We start from the raw sequence: 18,159 nt of genomic DNA, 5'->3' as shown, positions 1-18,159 counted from the left end.
GTTGACGCGGTCGCGGGGGTCTTCTGACCTTCACAGACTGGCTGCGCCACATGGCCGGAACCAGCAGACGTTGCTGATAGCTCCGGCCACGGTTTCACCGGCCGCTACCTGCCCAGCCAGGCGCCGTAGTTGCCGAAGGTGTCCGGCATTCTCCGCTTCGCCGACTCCAGGCCCGCGAACGTCTCCCGCACCAGCGGGTGGTAGCGCGTCTGCTGCGGCGCCAGCTTGCGGGCCCGCTGGAGGTTCTTGAAGGCCGCGTCCGTGCGGCCGGTCCACATCTGCGCCCGCGCCACCTCAGCGCAGTGGTGCGCCAACCGCGAGGGGGGCCAGCCGTCGGGGATCGTCATGTGCTCGGCGGCCTCCACGGCCCCCTGGTAGTGGTCCAGCTCGGCGAGGACGCTCACGCGGTGCACGCCGACGTTCGTCGGCCCGAACGACACCCAGTGCACCTTTTCGGCCGGTCCGGTCAGCTCGGCGATGCGCTGCGCCTCGCCGAGGTGGCCCTCGGCTGCACCCTCGTCCTGGTCACGCGCGCACAAGACGGCTGCACCCAGGTGGAGTTGCCCGGTGAGCACGTTGCGCGCACGCCCCGCCTCCGCCTGTTCCAACGTGGCCATGCCGAGCCGGACGAGCCGCTTTCCCGTCCGGCAGTCACCCGCCCGCAGATAGGCCACACCCCGCATGTACTGCCGCATACCGCTCAGCAGCGGGTCGGACGCCCGTTGCGCGGACCACTCCAGGCGGTCCAGCGCGACCGTCCCGAGATCCGGGAAGCCGAGCTTCGTCGTCACGTCGTAGGCGGTGCGGTAGGTGCTCGCCAGCACGCGCCAGCTCCGGTCGTCCGGAGCGAGGTGGGCCGCCGTGGTGGCCTCCTGCATCAGGGCGGGCAGGTCGGCGGCCACCTGCTTGATGTTCGTCGCGCGCACCTGCGCACACAGCCGGTCGGCGTGCGCCTCCAGCTCGGCCACCGGGCGCGGGGTGACGTCCGGATCCGGCCCGAGGTCGTAGACGTTCAGCGCGTCGCGGATCGGCTGGATCAACCCGTCCAGCTGATCCTGCCGCAGTTCGTCGAGGTAGGGCTGGCCGTTCAGCTCGGCGACGGAGACGGACAGGGCACGCGCCAGGGCACCGGTCACGGCGGGGCTCGCGGGCAGCACGCCCTGCTCGACCTTGGTGAGGGTGCTGTAGGACACGTGGGAGAGGTCGGCAAGCTCGCGCTGAGTCAGCCGCCGCGCTCTGCGCGCCCGCGCGATGCGGGCGCCGGTGTGCTCGTCCAAGTACGGGGGCATAGCGTGCTCCGTTCTGACGTGAACAGCAGAACGGTACCCTGACCGACCGACACACCGACGCCCAAAGGGCTTGCCCCCAGAGGCAATTGCCGTAACCCTCACCCCTCCGCAATAACCACCGCCGACGCCACCCCCGCGTCATGGCTCAGTGAGATGTGCCAGGACGTCACCCCCAAGGCCTCCGCCGCCGCGGCCACCGTGCCCGTGACGACCAGGCGCGGTCGGCCGCTGTCCTCCGTGACGATCTCGGCGTCCGTCCACAGCAGGCCCGCCGGCGCCCCCAGGGCCTTCGCCAGGGCCTCCTTGGCCGCGAAGCGGACCGCCAGGGAGGCGATGCCGCGGCGCTCCCCGCTCGGCAGGTAGAGCTCGCGCTCTACGAACAGGCGGTCGGCCATGGTCGGCGTGCGGTCCAGGGCCGCGCCGAAGCGGTCGATCTCGGCGACGTCGATGCCCACTCCCACGATCATTCGACCGTCACCGACTTCGCCAGATTCCTCGGCTGGTCCACCTCGTTGCCGCGCGCCGTGGCGAGCTCACAGGCGAAGACCTGGAGGGGGACGGTGGCGACCAGGGGCTGGAGCAGCACCGGGGTCGCCGGGATCTCGATGAGGTGGTCGGCGTACGGGCGCACCGCCTCGTCGCCGCGCTCCGCGATGACGATCGTGCGGGCGCCGCGGGCGCGGATCTCCTGGATGTTGGAGACGATCTTGTCGTGGAGGACGGAACGTCCGCGTGGGGAGGGAACGACCACGACGACCGGCAGGTCCTTCTCCACGAGCGCGATCGGGCCGTGCTTGAGCTCGCCCGCCGCGAAGCCCTCGGCGTGCATGTAGGCCAGCTCCTTGAGCTTGAGGGCGCCCTCCAGGGCCACCGGGTAACCGACGTGCCGGCCCAGGAAGAGGACGGTGTTCTTGTCGGCCAGGGAGCGGGCCAGCTCCCGCACCGGCTCCATCGTCTCCAGTACCTCCTCGACCTGCGTCGCGATCTCCGACAGCTCGCGGATCACCGAGACGATCTCGTCGCCCCACTTGGTGCCCCGCACCTGCCCCAGGTACAGCGCCACCAGGTAGCAGGCGACCAGCTGCGTCAGGAACGCCTTGGTGGAGGCGACGGCCACCTCCGGCCCGGCGTGGGTGTAGAGCACCGCGTCGGACTCGCGCGGGATCGTGGAGCCATTGGTGTTGCAGATGGCCAGCACCTTCGCGCCCTGCTCACGGGCGTGCCGCAGGGCCATCAGGGTGTCCATCGTCTCGCCGGACTGGCTGATGGCCACGACCAGCGTCCGCTGGTCGAGGATGGGGTCCCGGTAGCGGAACTCGCTGGCGAGCTCCGTCTCGCACGGAATGCGGGTCCAGTGCTCGATGGCGTATTTTGCGATCATCCCGGCGTGGTACGCCGTGCCGCACGCCACGATGACGACCTTGTCGACCTCGCGCAGCACGGAGGCGGGGATGCGCACCTCGTCCAGCGACAGCGCCCCCGCCGCGTCGATGCGGCCCAGCAGGGTGTCCGCGACCGCCTTGGGCTGCTCGGCGATCTCCTTGAGCATGAAGTAGTCGTAGCCGCCCTTCTCGGCGGCCGAGGCGTCCCAGTCCACGTGGTACGGGCGTACGTCCGCGGGGGCGCCGTCGAAGTCGGTGACCGTGACGCCGTCCCGCCGCAGCTCGACGACCTGGTCCTGGCCGAGCTCGATGGCCTCGCGGGTGTGGGCGATGAAGGCGGCGACATCCGAGGCAAGGAAGTTCTCGCCGTCGCCGACGCCCACCACCAGGGGCGAATTGCGCCGGGCGCCCACGACCACGTCCGGCTCGTCGGCGTGCACGGCGACGAGCGTGAAGGCGCCCTCCAGGCGGCGGCAGACCTGCCGCATGGCCTCGGGCAGGTCGCCGCAGGAGGAGAAGGCCTCGGCCAGCAGGTGGGAGACGACCTCGGTGTCGGTCTCGGAGCCGAGGGCGTGGCCGCGATCGGTCAGCTCGGCGCGCAGCTCGGCGAAGTTCTCGATGATGCCGTTGTGGACGACGGCCACCCGGCCCGCGTTGTCCAGGTGCGGGTGGGCGTTGGCATCCGTGGGGCCGCCGTGGGTGGCCCAGCGGGTGTGCCCCAGGCCGGTCGGCCCGGAGGGCAGGGGCCGGCCTGCGAGCTCTTTCTCCAGGTTGGCGAGCTTGCCCGCCTTCTTGGCCGAGGCCAGGCCGCCGTCGGCCAGGACCGCGACCCCGGCCGAGTCATAGCCGCGGTACTCCAGTCGCCGCAGGCCTGCCAATACGACATCGAGGGCGCACTGCCCTCCTACATAGCCAACGATTCCGCACATGGAGTGCAGCGTACGGCCAGGGGTCAACGACCGCGCTCGATCCGGTCGATGGCCTCCTGCACCAGCTCCAGGTACTCCACTTCCTCGCAGCGCGGTTTGCTGCCGAGAACGTAGGTGTCGAGGCAGTCGTCCAGGTCCTGGCCCAGGTCCTCGTCCGGCAGCTCGGCCGCCAGCTCGCCGTGCACCCGGTCGGCGAGGGCGGTGCGCTCTCCCCGGGCGGCGGCCCGGTGCCGGGCGGCCAGCTGGGGGGCGCGCACCAGACGCAGTACAAGCTTTCGAATGAGGCGGAGCACGAGATGGAGTACGAACACGGAAGTCCCTCGCATGGTGCAAACCGGAGCGTGGTGCGGTCCGGAGCATGGTGCCGACCGGAGGCAGGAACGTACTCCTGACTCGGCAGTAAGGACAGGATCCACGGCGAACTTCACTCACCATCCCCACCCAAACCCCACAAGAACACCCGAACCCCACACCCCGAAGTGATCGCCGCGGCGCCTCCGCGCAGAATGGGCCCGTGCCGACGACCACAGAGCAGCCGCAGCATCGACGCCGCGCCGACTCCTCCCCCTTTGTGGACCTGACCCGCGCGGAGTGGAGCGCCCTGCGCGAGAACACCCCGCTGCCGCTGACCGCCGAGGAGGTCGAACGGCTGCGCGGTCTCGGCGACGTCATCGACCTGGACGAGGTCCGCGACATCTACCTGCCGCTCTCGCGCCTGCTCAACCTCTACGTGGGCGCCACCGGGCAGCTGCGCGGGGCGCTGAACACCTTCCTCGGCGAGAAGGGGGCGCAGCCGGGCACGCCCTTCGTCATAGGCGTCGCCGGCAGCGTGGCGGTCGGCAAGTCGACCACCGCCCGCCTCCTGCAGGCCCTCCTCGCCCGCTGGCCCGAGCACCCGCGCGTCGAGCGCGTCACCACGGACGGCTTCCTGCTGCCCAACGCGGAGCTGCAGCGGCGCGGACTGATGTCGCGGAAAGGTTTCCCCGAGTCCTACGACCGCCGGGCGCTGACCCGCTTCGTCGCGGACGTGAAGGCCGGCAAGGCCGAGGTCTCCGCACCCGTCTACTCCCACCTGGTCTACGACATCGTCCCCGGCGAGCGGCTGACCGTGCACCGCCCGGACATCCTCATCGTCGAGGGCCTGAACGTGCTGCAGCCCGCCCTGCCGGGCAAGGACGGCCGGACCCGGGTCGGGCTCGTCGACTTCTTCGACTTCAGCGTCTACGTGGACGCCCGCGCCGAGGACATCGAGGGCTGGTACTACGAGCGCTTCAAGAAGCTGCGCGCCACCGCGTTCCAGGACCCGGATTCGTACTTCCGGCGGTACACGGAGGTGTCGGAGGAGGAGGCGCTGGACTACGCGCGGCGCAACTGGCGGACCATCAACAAGCCGAACCTGCTGGAGAATGTGGCGCCCACGCGCGGGCGCGCCAATCTGATCCTGCGCAAGGGCGCGGACCACAAGGTGCAGCGGCTGTCGCTGCGGAAGCTTTAGGCAAGAAAAAACGCCGGACAGGCTGATTTCAGCCCGTCCGGCGTTCGTTCGAGGGGTTTAACCCAGCTCGGTCTTCACGACGTCCGCAAGACGCTGTGCGACGGTGCGGGCCTGCTCGATGTCGGCGGCCTCGACCATCACCCGCACCAGCGGCTCCGTGCCGGACGAGCGCAGCAGCACCCGGCCCGTCGAACCCAGCTCGCGCTCGGCCGCGTTGACCGCGTCGGCCAGCTCCCGGGAGGCGCCGACGCGGGACTTGTCGACGTCGCGGACGTTGATGAGGATCTGCGGGAGGCGCTCCATGACCCCGACCAGCTCGGCGAGCGAGCGGCCCGTGGCGGCGACGCGCGCGGCCAGCATCAGGCCGGTCAGGGTGCCGTCGCCGGTGGTGGCGTGGTCGAGGACGATGACGTGGCCGGACTGCTCGCCGCCGAGGGCGAAGCCGTTCGACTTCATCTCCTCCAGGACGTAGCGGTCGCCGACCGCGGTCTGCACCAGGTCGACGCCCTCGCGCTCCATGGCGAGCTTGAAGCCCAGGTTCGACATGACGGTGGCGACCACGGTGTTCTTGCGCAGCGAACCCGCCTCGCGCATGGCCAGGGCCAGCACGGCGAGGATCTGGTCGCCGTCGACCTCGTTGCCCTTGGAGTCCACGGCCAGGCAGCGGTCGGCGTCACCGTCGTGGGCCACGCCCAGGTCGGCGCTGTGCTCGACGACGGCGGCACGCAGCTTGTCCAGGTGGGTGGAGCCGCACTCGAGGTTGATGTTGAGGCCGTCGGGCTCGGTGCCGATGGTGACGACCTCGGCGCCGGCCCGGGAGAAGGCCTCGGGGGAGACGCGGGAGGCGGCGCCGTGGGCGCCGTCGATGACGACCTTGAGGCCGTCGAGGCGGTTGGGCAGGACGCCGATCAGGTGGGCGACGTAGTTGTCGAAGCCCTGGTCGTAGTCGCGGACCCGGCCGACGCCGGCGCCGGTGGGCCGGTCCCAGGGCTCGCCGGAGGCGTGCGCCCGGTAGGTCTGCTCGATGCGGTCCTCGAGCTCGTCGGCGAGCTTGTGGCCGCCGCGGGCGAAGAACTTGATGCCGTTGTCGGGCATCGCGTTGTGGCTGGCGGAGAGCATCACGCCGAGGTCGGCACCGAGGGCGCCGGTCAGATAGGCGACGGCGGGCGTGGGCAGCACGCCCACCCGCAGGACGTCGACGCCGGCGCTGGCGAGCCCGGCCACCACGGCGGCCTCCAGGAACTCCCCGGACGCGCGCGGATCACGGCCGACCACCGCCACCGGGCGATGGCCCTCGAACGTACCCGCCTCGGCGAGCACGTGCGCCGCCGCCACCGACAGGCCGAGCGCGAGCTCCGCCGTCAGATCGGCGTTGGCGACACCGCGCACACCGTCCGTACCGAAGAGTCGTCCCACTGGTGTCCTCCCAAAAACGCGGGGGCGGGGCCGCCACGGCCCCTGAACATACGTACCAAGTCCTGACCGCCAATGGCCGAACGCCCCGGCGGCACGGAACGTGCCGACCGGGGCGTTCGGACAGTACAGCGCAGGCGCGTGTTTAGCGCTTGCTGTACTGCGGAGCCTTGCGGGCCTTCTTGAGACCGGCCTTCTTGCGCTCGACCGCACGGTCGTCGCGCTTGAGGAAGCCGGCCTTCTTCAGCGGGCCGCGGTTGTTGTCCACGTCCGCCTCGTTCAGCGCGCGGGCCACGCCCAGGCGCAGGGCGCCGGCCTGGCCGGACACGCCGCCACCCGCGATGCGGGCGATGACGTCGTAGCGGTCGTCGAGCTCGAGCACCTTGAAGGGCTCGTTGACTTCCTGCTGGTGCACCTTGTTGGGGAAGTAGTCCTCAAGGGTGCGACCGTTGATCTTCCACTTGCCGGAGCCCGGAACGATCCGGACGCGGGCGATGGCGTTCTTGCGACGGCCCAGGCCGGCGGCCGGCTGCGGGTCGCCGAAGCGGGACGCGAGGGACTCGCTGGTGTACTCGGTCGCCTCGGACTCGAAGGTCGCGTCGCCCGCGAACTCCTCGGTGATGTCCTCGATAGGCGTCTCGGCGGTGGTCTCAGCCACGATTCTCCTCAGACTTTCTGGTTCGGCGGTGGCCGGGACTTAGCCCTGCTTGACCTGGGTGATCTCGAACGGAACGGGCTGCTGGGCCGCGTGCGGGTGCTCGGAGCCCGAGTAGACCTTCAGCTTCGAGAGCATCTGACGGCCGAGGGAGTTCTTGGGCAGCATGCCCTTGATCGCCTTCTCGACGGCCTTCTCGGGGTTCTTGTCGAGCAGCTCGTCGTAACGGACGGAGCGCAGACCACCCGGGAAACCAGAGTGGCGGTAGGCCATCTTCTGGGTCTTCTTGTTGCCGGACAGGTGCACCTTGTCGGCGTTGACGATGATGACGAAGTCACCCATGTCAACGTGAGCGGCGTACACGGGCTTGTGCTTGCCACGGAGCAGGGCGGCGGCCTGAGAGGCCAGACGGCCCAGGACGACGTCCTGCGCGTCGATGATGAGCCACTGGCGCTGGACATCGCCGGGCTTGGGGCTGAACGTACGCACGGTCGTAGCCTTCGCTTCTTCAGTGAGTGTGGGTCCTGACACGGCCCAGCCGGACGATCACACAGCTTTGGCCGCACTCCGGGGACGCAACCCGTGTGCCAGCCACTGGCGATCAGCCTGGTGGACAAGCGTAAGGGCCCCTCGCGTGAGAACGACCAAGCCAATACGCATAACGAACCCACAGGGTACCCGGGACGCCGCTGCCGGGTCAAAACATGGTCTCACCGGCTGCGCGCCACGCGCCCCTCGTCCCACACCGGCTCCGACTGCATTCCCCCGGGGGACACCCCCCGGACCCCCGGCCGGGCCCGGTCACCGCTTCCGCGCCACGCGCCCCTCGTCCCACACCGGCTCCGGAACCTCCCGTACCCGGCCATCCGCTCCGAACACCAGATAACGGTCGAAAGACCGCGCGAACCACCGGTCGTGCGTGACGGCCAGCACCGTCCCCTCGTAGGACTCCAGGCCCTCCTGGAGCGCCTCGGCGCTCTCCAGGTCCAGGTTGTCCGTCGGCTCGTCCAGGAGGAGGGCGGTGGTGCCCGCCAGCTCCAGCAGCAGGATCTGGAAGCGCGCCTGCTGGCCGCCCGAGAGCTTCTCGAAGGGCTGGTCGCCCTGCTGCTCCAGTTCGTAGCGGCGCAGGACCGACATCGCGCCGCCGCGGTCCTTGGCGTGCTCCGTCCACAGGATGTCGACGAGCGTGCGGCCGGTCAGCTCGGGGTGGGCGTGGGTCTGCGCGAAGTGGCCGGGCACCACGCGGGCACCCAGCTTCCAGGCCCCGGTGTGCGCCACGCCCTCGCCCGCCAGCAGGCGCAGGAAGTGGGACTTGCCCGAGCCGTTCGAGCCGAGGACGGCGACCCGCTCGCCGTAGAAGACCTCCAGGTCGAAGGGGTGCATCAGCCCGGTGAGCTCCAGCTTTTCGCAGGTCAGGGCGCGTACGCCGGTACGGCCGCCGCGCAGCCGCATCCGGATGTCCTGCTCGCGCGGCGGCTCCGGCGGCGGGCCCGCCTCCTCGAACTTCCGCAGCCGGGTCTGGGCCGCCGCGTAGCGGGAGGCCATCTCATGGCTGACCGCGGCCGCCTGCCGGAGGTTGATCACCAGCTTCTTGAGCTGGGCATGCTTCTCGTCCCAGCGCCGCCGCAGCTCCTCGAAGCGGGCGAAGCGCTCCTTGCGGGCCTCGTGGTACGTGCCGAAGCCGCCGCCGTGCACCCACACGTCGCTGCCCGCCGGGCCCGGCTCCACGCTGACGATCTTCTCGGCGGCGCGGGCCAGCAGCTCGCGGTCGTGGGAGACGAAGAGCACCGTCTTCTTCGTCTCGCGCAGCCGCTCCTCCAGCCAACGCTTGCCGGGGACGTCCAGATAGTTGTCCGGCTCGTCCAGCAGCAGCACCTCGTCCGTGCCGCGCAGCAGCGACTCCAGGACCAGGCGCTTCTGCTCGCCGCCGGAGAGCGTGCGCACCTCGCGGAACTGCGCCTTCTCGTAGGGCACGCCCAGCGCGGCCATGGTGCACATGTCCCAGGTGGTCTCGGCCTCGTAGCCGCGGGCCTCCGCCCAGTCGGCGAGGGCCTGCGCGTACGCCATCTGCGCGGCCTCGTCGTCCACCGTCATGATCGCGTACTCGGCCTTGTCGACCGCCTCGGCCGCGGCCCGGATACGCGGGGGCGCCACCGAGACCAGCAGGTCGCGAACGGTGCGCTCGTCCCGCACGGACCCCACGAACTGCGGCATCACGCCGAGGCCGCCGGTGACCGTGACGGAACCGCCGTGCGGCTGGAGCTCCCCCGCGATCAGCCGCAGCAGCGTGGTCTTGCCCGCGCCGTTGGCCCCCACCAGGGCGACCGAGGCGCCTTCGCCGACCCGGAACGACGCATCGCCGAGCAGCACCCTCCCGTCGGGGAGGTAGTACTCCAGATGCGCTGCTTCCACGTGTCCCATGGCGGCGATTCTCCCGGCTCCCCGGCAGGGGACCAAGCGGATTACGCGGATTACGATGCACGCCATGAGCTTTGGGCAGGGAGGGCCGCAGGGGCCCCCGGGGGGATCTCAGCCGTCGACGCCGCAGTTCGGGCCGCCGCCGCAGGCACAGCCCCTGCCCCAGGCCGCGCAGCCACAGGCACCCGGCTGGCCGCAGGCGGCGCCGCAGACGCAGACCCCCGACTGGGGGCAGCTCGCCGACGCCACCGCCTCCCGCAGCCGCCGCCGCAAGCTGCTGATGATCGGCGGCGGAGTGCTGGCCACCGGCGCGGTCGCCGCGATCGTGGCCACGGCCGTCGTGCAGTCCGGCAAGAGCGGCAAGAAGCTGCCCGCCGCCGAGAAGCTGCCCGCCGCCTCGGCCTCCCCCGAGCCCACCTTCTCCAAGGTCGCCCCGCCGCCTCCGCCGAACCCGGAGGAGTTCATAGCCAGCAGCGACAAGGACAAGGCGCCGCTCTCCACCAAGACGCTCTTCCCGCACGCCAAGCCGGTCATGAGCCCGAAGACGGGCTACACGCGGGCGGCCACCGACTCCACTTCCGACTGCGCCTCGGTCGGCCAGAACGGCTTGGGCGCGGTCCTCGCCGACAACGGCTGCCGCCAGGTGCTGCGCGCCACCTACGTCCGCGACGGGGTCGCCGTGACCGTCGGGGTCGCCGTCTTCGACAACAAGGCCGCCGCCGACAAGGCCAAGGAGCAGTCCACCGGCAACATGGCCGCGCTCGCCGGGGACGACGGCACCAATTTCTGCCAGGGGCCCGCCTGCCGCCTCACGGCCAATGCCGAGGGCCGCTACACCTACTTCACCGTCGCCGGATACACCAACGGCACCGCCGTGACCTCCGACGACACCAAGGCGCTCAAGGCCGGGCACGACGTGGCGGGCTACACCTTCCGGCGGATCATGGCCCGCGCCAACGCCCAGGCGTCGGCGTCCGTGTCCTCGCCGAAGGCCTCCTCCGAGCCCGCCAAGACCGCCTCCGGCTCCCCGAAGCCGTCCGCGGCCCACTAGCCCCCGGTCATTCCGAGCTCTCGCCCGCCTCGCCGCCCTCGCCGCCCCCCGGCGCCGGGTGCGGCGGCGGGGCCGTGGGCCGCTGCTCGGCCCGCTCCAGCTTCTCCACCTTCGCGACCTGGGCCGCCACCAGCCGCTCCGGGATCTCCACCGCACCCGGGTCGGTGAGATTCGTGGCGAAGAACATCGACAGGGTCGACCCGGTCCGCACCACCGTGACCAGGCTCGGCGCCTCTTCCACCGCGTTGTCCAGGCGGTAGGCCACCGCCTCGTCCCCCACCTTCGGCGCCGGGAGCATCCGCACCGCCTCGAACCGCTGCGCCTGCCCCTCGCCGGTCTTCATCCGGAAGCCGCCCGCGCACCGGGCCGCCGCCGACCGCAGCTCCCCCAGCGTCGTGGCGGCGCCGTCGCCCGCATACGACGAGATGCGGATCATGCCCAGCAGCCCCTGGAAGCCCTCTTCCCGCGTGCCCTTGGAGAAGGTGTTGACCACGGACGCCGCCGACTCGGGCTGCGGCTGGGAGCCCAGGGCCACCACCAGGGGTCTGCACGGCGGACTGTCCGTGCTCGGTCTGCCGCCCCCGGCCGAGCCGGGGGACGCCTTCTCGATCTGGAAGCCGGCCACCTCCCGCGGGCCCAGCTCGGCGTGTCGGAGCTGAACACCGCTGAGCACCTTCACAGCGCTCAGATCGCCCTTGCCCTCCACGACCGGCCCCCGCGCGGCCGCCGGGCGGGGACCGTCCCCCGCGCAGCCGGTCGCCAGACCCAGCACCGCAACCGCGGCGACCGACGCCATGGCCTTCCCTGTAACCCGCCGTCCAGCGCCCACGAGCCTGCCCTTCTCGCCGCTTTTCACGTGACCCAAGCCACAATGTAGGCTGCGCAGGCAACCGAAATCCCCACCAACGGTCTTTACCGACGGATCGGACCGGACAACCAACCAACGGGCCGATCCGCAGGGGGACGACCGGACACCCAGGCCACGGGGGAAGGACGGACGCGGCACACCGAGCTTGCCGCGCACACACCGCCATGAAGATTTCTTTCCTTTTGCAGAACGCCTACGGCATCGGCGGAACCATCCGCTCCACGTTCAACGTCGCCGGAGCGCTCGCCGCCCGCAACGACGTGGAGATCGTCTCCATCCTCAGAACCGGCGAAAAGCCCCGGCTGCCGCTGCACCCCAAGGTCAGACTGGTCAACCTCATCGACCAGCGCCCCGAGAAGGGCGTCGACCGCGATCACCCGCTGCTCGGCCAGGACACCCCGTACATCCCGCCGGTCGAGGCCAAGGGCGCCCACTTCAGCGCCCTCACCGACCAGCGCGTCGCCGAGCACCTCGCCGAGACCGACGCCGACGTCGTCGTCGCCACCCGCCCCGGCCTGGTGATGTACCTCGCCGAGTTCGGCAAGGACCACTACCTGCGCATCGGCCAGGAGCACCGGATCTACGGCACCCACGAGCCGTCCATCCGCGCCTACCAGGACGCCTCGATCCCCCACCTGGACGCGCACACCACCGTCTCGGAAGCCGACGCGGCCACCCACCGCGAGCACTTCCCCGACGTCAAGACCAAGATCATCTGCATCCCCAACGGCTGCCCCCCGTCCGAGGTGGAGCCGGCCGACCCCGCCACCAAGCTCGTCGTGGCCGCGGGCCGCCTCATCCCCGTCAAGCGGTACGACCTGCTGGTCTCCGCCTGGGCCACCGTCGCCGCCGCCCACCCCGACTGGAAGCTGCGCCTCTACGGCCGCGGCCCCGAGCAGCCCAAGCTGCGCGCCCAGATCGACAGGCTCGGCCTCACCGAGTCCCTCACCCTCATGGGCGCCCACTCCCCCATCGAGACCGAGTGGGCCAAGGGCTCCATCGCCGCCGTGACCTCCCGCGAGGAGTCCTTCGGCATGACGATCGTCGAGGCCATGGGCTGCGGCGTCCCCGTCGTCGCCACCGACTGCCCGCACGGCCCCGGCGAGATCATCACCGACGGCAAGGACGGCCTGCTCGTCCCCGTCGGCGACGTCGAGGCCATCGCCAAGGGCCTGCTCAAGCTGATCGAGGACGACGAGCTGCGCCGCTCCATGGGCGCCGCCGCCCGCGAATCCGCCCAGCGCTACTCCCCCGAACGCATCGCCGACGCCTACCTCCAGCTGATCGACAGCCTCGGCGCCCCGCGCGCCGCCGCGCCCTCGGCCGACCGGGCCCAGGGCCGGCCCCAGGCCGAGCCGCTGCCCCTGGCCAAGCGGCTGCGCCGCACCGCAGGCAAGATCGTCCGGCCGCTGCGCCGCCCGGTGGCCAGGGCCGCCAAGCCGCCGGTGAAGTCGGTGCTCAAGGACATCGTGGTCCGCAAGCCGCTGCGGCCGGTGGCCTCCTGCCGGATCGACGCCGCCGGCAACATCCTCGTCTCGGTCGACGGCGCGGGCATCACCGGCGAGAAGCTCTCGCTGACGGTGACCCGGCGCAAGGAGGGCAAGCCCGTCGCGGTGCCGCTGGCCAAGCCCACCACCACGGGCGGACCGTGGACGGCGGTGCTCGACCGGGCCGAGCTGCGGCTGGGCGAAGGCCGCTGGGACCTGCACGTGGTCCGGGCCGACGACAAGGCCCGCCGCCGCGTGGTCTCCCACCTCGCCGAGGGCCGCGGCCTGCTCGACCTCGAACCCCTGCCGGGCGCGCCCTTCACCTGGTGGGTGCCCTACCCGACCGTCGACGGCTACCTCGCGCTGCGCGCCTGGCACCGCGACGCCCACGCCGAGGCGCGCAGCGTCCGGGCGGGCACGGACGAGTTCACGGTCGAAGGCACCCTGCACGGCACGGAGTTCACGGCCGACAGCAACCCGGTGGTACTGGGCGCTCCTCGCACGGAGACGGCCGAGGAGGTGTCCGTGGACGTCGAGGTCGTGGACCCGACGACGTTCCGCGTGAGCATCCCCTACGAGCGGCTGCGCGCCGCCCGCGGCAGCGACGAGAGCACGACGTGGGACCTGTCCCTGCGGGTGGCACCGGGCGCCGAGCCGGTACGGATCGGCAGGCTGATCGGCGACATCGTCGACCGCAACAAGACGGATATGTACCCGACGATCGCGGGCGTCCACCCGTACTTCACGATGTCGAGCGACCTCGCGGTGAATCTGCCGGCAATGGAAGCGGCAGGCTGACCGTTCGCCGGACGGGCTGAATTCAGCCCGTCCGGCGTTTGAGGACGACCCCGAAGAGCGATTTACGGGCACCCCGGCGCCGGGCGCCTAACAGCCCCCGCACCCCGGAAGCGTCCGCCGATTGCGCGCCGCAAGATTCCGCGCCGCGAGCTCGGAATCGGCCGGATACCCGACCTCCTCCAGCGTCAGCCCGTGCGGCCGCACCACATGCACCGCCGAGTCGCGGACGCCCGCGCCCAGCACCTTGCCCGGCCAGTCCACCGGACGGTGGCCGTCGCCGACGAACAGCAGCGCACCCACCAGGGAGCGCACCATGTTGTGGCAGAAGGCGTCCGCCCGCACGGTCGCCGTGACGATGCCCGACGCGTCCCGCTCCCAGCTCAGCTGCTGGAGCGTACGGATCGTCGTCGCGCCCTCGCGCTTCTTGCAGTAGGCGGCGAAGTCGTGCTCTCCGAGCAGCGCGCGCGACGCCTCGTTCATCGCGTCCACGTCCAACGGCCAGTCGTGCCAGAGCACGTGACCGCGCAGCAGCGGGTCCACGCCGCCGGGGTGGTCCACGACCCGGTAGGCGTACCGCCGCCAGATCGCCGAGAAGCGCGCATTGAACCCGGCCGGGGCCTCCACCGCCCGCCACACGCGGACGTCGTGAGACAGCCGCCCGGCGAGCCGGCGCAGCAGCTTGTCCTCGTGGTCGGCCCACACCTCCGCCGGAAGATCGACGTGTGCGACCTGCCCGCGCGCGTGCACCCCGGCGTCCGTCCGGCCCGCGACCGTGAGCTCGTACGTCTCCTTGGACCGCGTCACCGTCCGGATCGCGTCCTCGATCTCGCCCTGTACGGTGCGCTGGCCCTCGCGCTGCTTGGCCCAGCCGGAGAATTCCCTGCCGTCGTACGACAGGTCCAGCCGCACCCGGACGTAGCCGGGCTCCACCTCGTCACTCACTCGGAGCTCCCTCTCATCAAAAATGCGGAACGGGCCCGCCCCCTGCAGTAGGGAGCGGGCCCGTCCGTGCAACGCATCAGATGCGTCAGGCGTCCTTCGACTCCTCGGCCGGAGCCTCGGCAGCAGCCTCGGACTCCTTGACCGCACGCTTGGTGGCGGCCTCGGCCTCGGCGACGGTCGCCTTCTTCGCGATCTCGCCCTCGACCAGCTCGATCACGGCCATCGGGGCGTTGTCGCCACGACGGTTGCCGATCTTGGTGATACGGGTGTAGCCACCCGGACGCTCGGCGAAGCGCGGAGCGATCTCGGTGAAGAGCACGTGCACGATGCCCTTGTCCGTGATCGTCTGCAGCACCTGGCGACGGTTGTGGATGTCGCCCTTCTTCGCCTTGGTGATCAGGCGCTCGGCGACCGGACGCAGGCGGCGGGCCTTGGCCTCGGTCGTCGTGATGCGGCCGTGCTCGAAGAGCGACTTGGCGAGGTTCGCCAGCATCAGCTTCTCGTGCGCGGCACCGCCGCCCAGACGGGCACCCTTGGTGGGACGCGGCATGGTGTTTCTCCTTGGTGTCTGCCCCGGCCGTATCAGGTACCGGAGTCAGTATCCGAGCAGGCGGTCGCCCGTCGGAGATCCGGACAAGCCCCGAAGGGGCGAGTCCGGAGGGGGCGCGGGGCGATGTCAATCTGCAACTCCGCCGCGTGGGCGCGACAAGCCACAGCGCACCCGCACCCGAAGACCGATCAGTACTGCTCAGTCTCCACGAAACCCGCGTCCGCGTCGTCGTCGGCGCCAAAGGCGTCAGCGGCGGCGGTCGGGTCGAATCCGGGCGGGCTGTCCTTGAGGGCCAGGCCCATGCCGGCCAGCTTCGCCTTGACCTCGTCGATCGACTTCGCACCGAAGTTGCGGATGTCGAGCAGGTCGGCCTCGGAGCGGGCGACGAGCTCACCCACGGAGTGGATGCCCTCGCGCTTGAGGCAGTTGTACGACCGAACGGTGAGCTCGAGCTCCTCGATCGGCAGCGCCAGGTCGGCGGCCAGGGCGGCGTCCGTCGGGGACGGGCCCATGTCGATGCCCTCGGCGTCGATGTTGAGCTCGCGGGCCAGACCGAACAGCTCGACCAGGGTCTTGCCGGCGGACGCCATGGCGTCACGCGGGCGCATGGCCTGCTTGGTCTCGACGTCGACGATCAGCTTGTCGAAGTCGGTGCGCTGCTCGACACGGGTCGCCTCGACCTTGTAGGTGACCTTGAGCACCGGCGAGTAGATGGAGTCGACCGGGATACGGCCGATCTCCTGGCCCACCTGCTTGTTCTGCACGGCGGAGACGTAGCCGCGACCGCGCTCGACGGTCAGCTCCATCTCCAGCTTGCCCTTGGCGTTCAGCGTCGCCAGGACCAGGTCGGGGTTGTGCACCTCGACGCCGGCCGGGGGGGCGATGTCAGCAGCGGTGACCAGGCCGGGACCCTGCTTGCGCAGGTACATCACGACCGGCTCGTCGTGCTCCGAGGAGACGACCAGCTGCTTGATGTTGAGGATGAGGTCGGTGACGTCCTCCTTGACGCCCGGCACGGTGGTGAACTCGTGCAGGACACCGTCGATGCGGATGGACGTGACCGCCGCACCCGGGATCGAGGAGAGGAGCGTACGACGCAGGGAGTTGCCGAGGGTGTAGCCGAAGCCCGGCTCCAGCGGCTCGATCACGAACCGCGAGCGGAACTCGTCGACGACCTCTTCGGTCAGCGAGGGACGCTGAGCGATCAGCATGAGATGTTGCCTCTCAGTCTTAGGCACCCACTATTTGATGCCTAGGTCAAGGGTACGGGCGGCACAACCCCGAAGAGCCGTACCGCCCGAAGTGCCGTATGAAGCGGCGCGAAAATCCCGAGGGTCAGTGACCCCTGGAATCAGACGCGGCGGCGCTTCGGCGGACGGCAGCCGTTGTGCGGGGTCGGGGTGACGTCCTGGATGGAGCCAACCTCGAGGCCGGTCGCCTGGAGCGAACGGATGGCGGTCTCGCGACCGGAGCCCGGGCCCTTGACGAAGACGTCAACCTTGCGCATGCCGTGCTCCTGCGCGCGGCGGGCGGCCGACTCGGCGGCCATCTGCGCGGCGAAGGGGGTGGACTTGCGCGAGCCCTTGAAGCCGACGTGGCCGGCGGAGGCCCAGGAGATCACGTTGCCCGTGGGGTCGGTGATCGAAACGATGGTGTTGTTGAACGTGCTCTTGATGTGCGCGTGGCCGTGAGCGACGTTCTTCTTTTCCTTGCGGCGCACCTTCTTGGCAGCGCCCTGACGACCCTTGGGGGGCATGTCTTACTCCCGTGGAGTGGAGGTGGTCGGTCCTACAGCGAAGACCGCTGGTTTGCGGGTGCCTCGGGGGTTGCTCCCCGAAGATCCGCAGCGTCCGCTGTGGACTACTTCTTGCCCGGCTTCTTCTTGCCGGCGATCGCGCGACGCGGGCCCTTGCGGGTACGAGCGTTCGTGCTGGTGCGCTGACCGTGGACGGGCAGGCCACGACGGTGACGCAGACCCTGGTAGCAGCCGATCTCGACCTTGCGGCGGATGTCCGCCTGGACCTCACGGCGGAGGTCACCTTCGGTCTTGATGTTGGCGTCCACGTACTCGCGGATCTTGACCAGGTCCTCTTCGCCGAGGTCACGAACGCGGGAGTTCGGGTTCACACCGGTGGCGGCGAGGGTCTCCTGCGCCAGGGTGCGGCCGATGCCGAAGACGTAGGTGAGTGCGACCTCCACGCGCTTGTCGCGCGGGATGTCAACACCGGAAACGCGTGCCATTCAATGGCTCCAGTTGATTCTCGGGGGTCTTCCGCAAAGCCACTCCCGACCGCCGGCCCTCTGAAAGAGAGCGGTACGTCCGGGTCCCCGGCCCCCGCCGGAGGTGCCGCCAGCCGTGGCTGGGCGGGCCCTGCGTATGTACGTATTGCTATGCGTCGCGCGAAGAAACTGCGGAGTGCAGGTTCTGCGTCAGCCCTGGCGCTGCTTGTGGCGCAGGTTGTCGCAGATGACCATGACCCGGCCGTGGCGGCGGATCACCTTGCACTTGTCGCAGATCTTCTTGACGCTCGGCTTGACCTTCATGGGATGTGAGGTTCTCCGGGTCAGTGCCTTCACCCACGGGAGGGTGCGGGCAAGATCTACTTGTAGCGGTAGACGATCCGTCCGCGCGTCAGGTCATAGGGAGACAGCTCCACCACGACCCGGTCGTCGGGAAGGATACGGATGTAGTGCATCCGCATCTTGCCGCTGATGTGCGCGAGGACCTTGTGACCGTTCTGGAGCTCCACCTTGAACATGGCGTTCGGCAGAGACTCGATCACGGTGCCCTCGATCTCGATGGCACCTTGCTTCTTGGCCACGCTTCGCCTTTCGAATCGGCTACCTTGATCGACTCCGTGTTCGCACCGCCCGAACGAATG

General features: G+C 70.4%; 19 protein-coding genes. 3 read left to right on the top strand and 16 right to left on the bottom strand.

Going from position 1 to position 18,159, the window contains the following annotated elements; all coding sequences use genetic code 11:
• Window positions 1-104: 104 nt before the first annotated feature.
• The 4 genes from FHS39_RS18010 to FHS39_RS17995 all read right to left on the bottom strand — a co-directional run bounded on the left by FHS39_RS18010 (window position 105) and on the right by FHS39_RS17995 (window position 3,857).
• A complete protein-coding gene (locus FHS39_RS18010; RefSeq protein WP_184350363.1) occupies window positions 105-1,289 on the bottom strand; it encodes a helix-turn-helix domain-containing protein in 1,185 nt (394 codons plus the stop codon).
• A gap of 98 nt (window positions 1,290-1,387) precedes the next feature.
• The gene (locus FHS39_RS18005; protein ID WP_184350362.1) at window positions 1,388-1,756 is read right to left on the bottom strand and encodes a holo-ACP synthase; all 369 of its coding nucleotides are present in this window, start codon (window positions 1,754-1,756) and stop codon (window positions 1,388-1,390) included.
• Window positions 1,753-3,600, bottom strand: coding sequence for a glutamine--fructose-6-phosphate transaminase (isomerizing) (glmS, locus tag FHS39_RS18000; protein ID WP_184350361.1), 1,848 nt, complete (start codon window positions 3,598-3,600; stop codon window positions 1,753-1,755). The genes FHS39_RS18005 and glmS overlap by 4 nt, the downstream gene beginning before the upstream one ends.
• Window positions 3,601-3,623: 23 nt before the next feature.
• Window positions 3,624-3,857 (bottom strand): hypothetical protein, encoded by a 234-nt coding sequence (locus tag FHS39_RS17995; protein ID WP_184350649.1) that lies wholly within the window; start codon window positions 3,855-3,857, stop codon window positions 3,624-3,626.
• Between the two features lie 257 nt (window positions 3,858-4,114).
• On the opposite strand from FHS39_RS17995, the gene coaA reads away from it, so the two are divergent.
• Window positions 4,115-5,095: a type I pantothenate kinase gene (coaA, locus tag FHS39_RS17990; protein ID WP_184350360.1), complete on the top strand. Its 981-nt coding sequence runs from the start codon at window positions 4,115-4,117 to the stop codon at window positions 5,093-5,095.
• 57 nt (window positions 5,096-5,152) lie between these two features.
• Here the strand turns inward: coaA and glmM are convergent, their stop codons facing one another.
• The 4 genes from glmM to FHS39_RS17970 form a co-directional block, all read right to left on the bottom strand.
• A complete protein-coding gene (gene glmM / locus FHS39_RS17985) occupies window positions 5,153-6,511 on the bottom strand; it encodes a phosphoglucosamine mutase (protein WP_184350359.1) in 1,359 nt (452 codons plus the stop codon).
• A 142-nt stretch (window positions 6,512-6,653) separates the two neighbouring features.
• Window positions 6,654-7,166 carry a 30S ribosomal protein S9 gene (gene rpsI, locus FHS39_RS17980; RefSeq protein ID WP_184350358.1) on the bottom strand — a complete coding sequence of 171 codons (513 nt, stop codon included), beginning with the start codon at window positions 7,164-7,166 and terminating at the stop codon, window positions 6,654-6,656.
• A gap of 39 nt (window positions 7,167-7,205) precedes the next feature.
• Window positions 7,206-7,652, bottom strand: a complete 447-nt coding sequence (gene rplM / locus FHS39_RS17975) for a 50S ribosomal protein L13 (RefSeq protein ID WP_184350357.1) — start codon at window positions 7,650-7,652, stop codon at window positions 7,206-7,208.
• A 312-nt stretch (window positions 7,653-7,964) separates the two neighbouring features.
• Window positions 7,965-9,584: an ABC-F family ATP-binding cassette domain-containing protein gene (locus FHS39_RS17970; protein WP_184350356.1), complete on the bottom strand. Its 1,620-nt coding sequence runs from the start codon at window positions 9,582-9,584 to the stop codon at window positions 7,965-7,967.
• Between the two features lie 64 nt (window positions 9,585-9,648).
• Here FHS39_RS17970 and FHS39_RS17965 point away from each other — a divergent pair, with 64 nt between their 5' ends.
• Window positions 9,649-10,632: a hypothetical protein gene (locus tag FHS39_RS17965; protein WP_184350355.1), complete on the top strand. Its 984-nt coding sequence runs from the start codon at window positions 9,649-9,651 to the stop codon at window positions 10,630-10,632.
• 7 nt (window positions 10,633-10,639) lie between these two features.
• Here FHS39_RS17965 and FHS39_RS17960 read toward each other — a convergent pair whose 3' ends face one another.
• The gene (locus FHS39_RS17960) at window positions 10,640-11,428 is read right to left on the bottom strand and encodes a hypothetical protein (RefSeq protein ID WP_184350354.1); all 789 of its coding nucleotides are present in this window, start codon (window positions 11,426-11,428) and stop codon (window positions 10,640-10,642) included.
• Window positions 11,429-11,664: 236 nt separating this feature from the next.
• Between FHS39_RS17960 and FHS39_RS17955 the strand changes: the two genes are divergently transcribed.
• The gene (locus FHS39_RS17955; RefSeq protein ID WP_184350353.1) at window positions 11,665-13,785 is read left to right on the top strand and encodes a glycosyltransferase family 4 protein; all 2,121 of its coding nucleotides are present in this window, start codon (window positions 11,665-11,667) and stop codon (window positions 13,783-13,785) included.
• An 87-nt stretch (window positions 13,786-13,872) separates the two neighbouring features.
• Here FHS39_RS17955 and truA read toward each other — a convergent pair whose 3' ends face one another.
• The 7 genes from truA to infA form a co-directional block, all read right to left on the bottom strand.
• The gene (gene truA, locus FHS39_RS17950; RefSeq protein WP_184350352.1) at window positions 13,873-14,727 is read right to left on the bottom strand and encodes a tRNA pseudouridine(38-40) synthase TruA; all 855 of its coding nucleotides are present in this window, start codon (window positions 14,725-14,727) and stop codon (window positions 13,873-13,875) included.
• An 85-nt stretch (window positions 14,728-14,812) separates the two neighbouring features.
• Window positions 14,813-15,277 carry a 50S ribosomal protein L17 gene (gene rplQ / locus FHS39_RS17945; RefSeq protein WP_030368392.1) on the bottom strand — a complete coding sequence of 155 codons (465 nt, stop codon included), beginning with the start codon at window positions 15,275-15,277 and terminating at the stop codon, window positions 14,813-14,815.
• 188 nt (window positions 15,278-15,465) lie between these two features.
• On the bottom strand, window positions 15,466-16,488 hold the full coding sequence (locus FHS39_RS17940) for a DNA-directed RNA polymerase subunit alpha (RefSeq protein ID WP_004946635.1): 1,023 nt from the start codon (window positions 16,486-16,488) through the stop codon (window positions 15,466-15,468).
• Window positions 16,489-16,628: 140 nt separating this feature from the next.
• Window positions 16,629-17,033, bottom strand: a complete 405-nt coding sequence (gene rpsK, locus FHS39_RS17935; RefSeq protein WP_003948617.1) for a 30S ribosomal protein S11 — start codon at window positions 17,031-17,033, stop codon at window positions 16,629-16,631.
• A 104-nt stretch (window positions 17,034-17,137) separates the two neighbouring features.
• On the bottom strand, window positions 17,138-17,518 hold the full coding sequence (gene rpsM / locus FHS39_RS17930; protein ID WP_184350351.1) for a 30S ribosomal protein S13: 381 nt from the start codon (window positions 17,516-17,518) through the stop codon (window positions 17,138-17,140).
• Between the two features lie 189 nt (window positions 17,519-17,707).
• Window positions 17,708-17,821: a 50S ribosomal protein L36 gene (gene rpmJ / locus FHS39_RS17925; protein WP_003956441.1), complete on the bottom strand. Its 114-nt coding sequence runs from the start codon at window positions 17,819-17,821 to the stop codon at window positions 17,708-17,710.
• Window positions 17,822-17,877: 56 nt separating this feature from the next.
• Window positions 17,878-18,099, bottom strand: coding sequence for a translation initiation factor IF-1 (infA, locus tag FHS39_RS17920; protein WP_003956442.1), 222 nt, complete (start codon window positions 18,097-18,099; stop codon window positions 17,878-17,880).
• Between the last annotated feature and the right edge of the window lie 60 nt (window positions 18,100-18,159).

The organism is Streptomyces olivoverticillatus, from assembly GCF_014203555.1.
Lineage (GTDB): Bacteria > Actinomycetota > Actinomycetes > Streptomycetales > Streptomycetaceae > Streptomyces > Streptomyces olivoverticillatus.
This window is presented reverse-complemented; position numbering and strand designations above follow the sequence as displayed.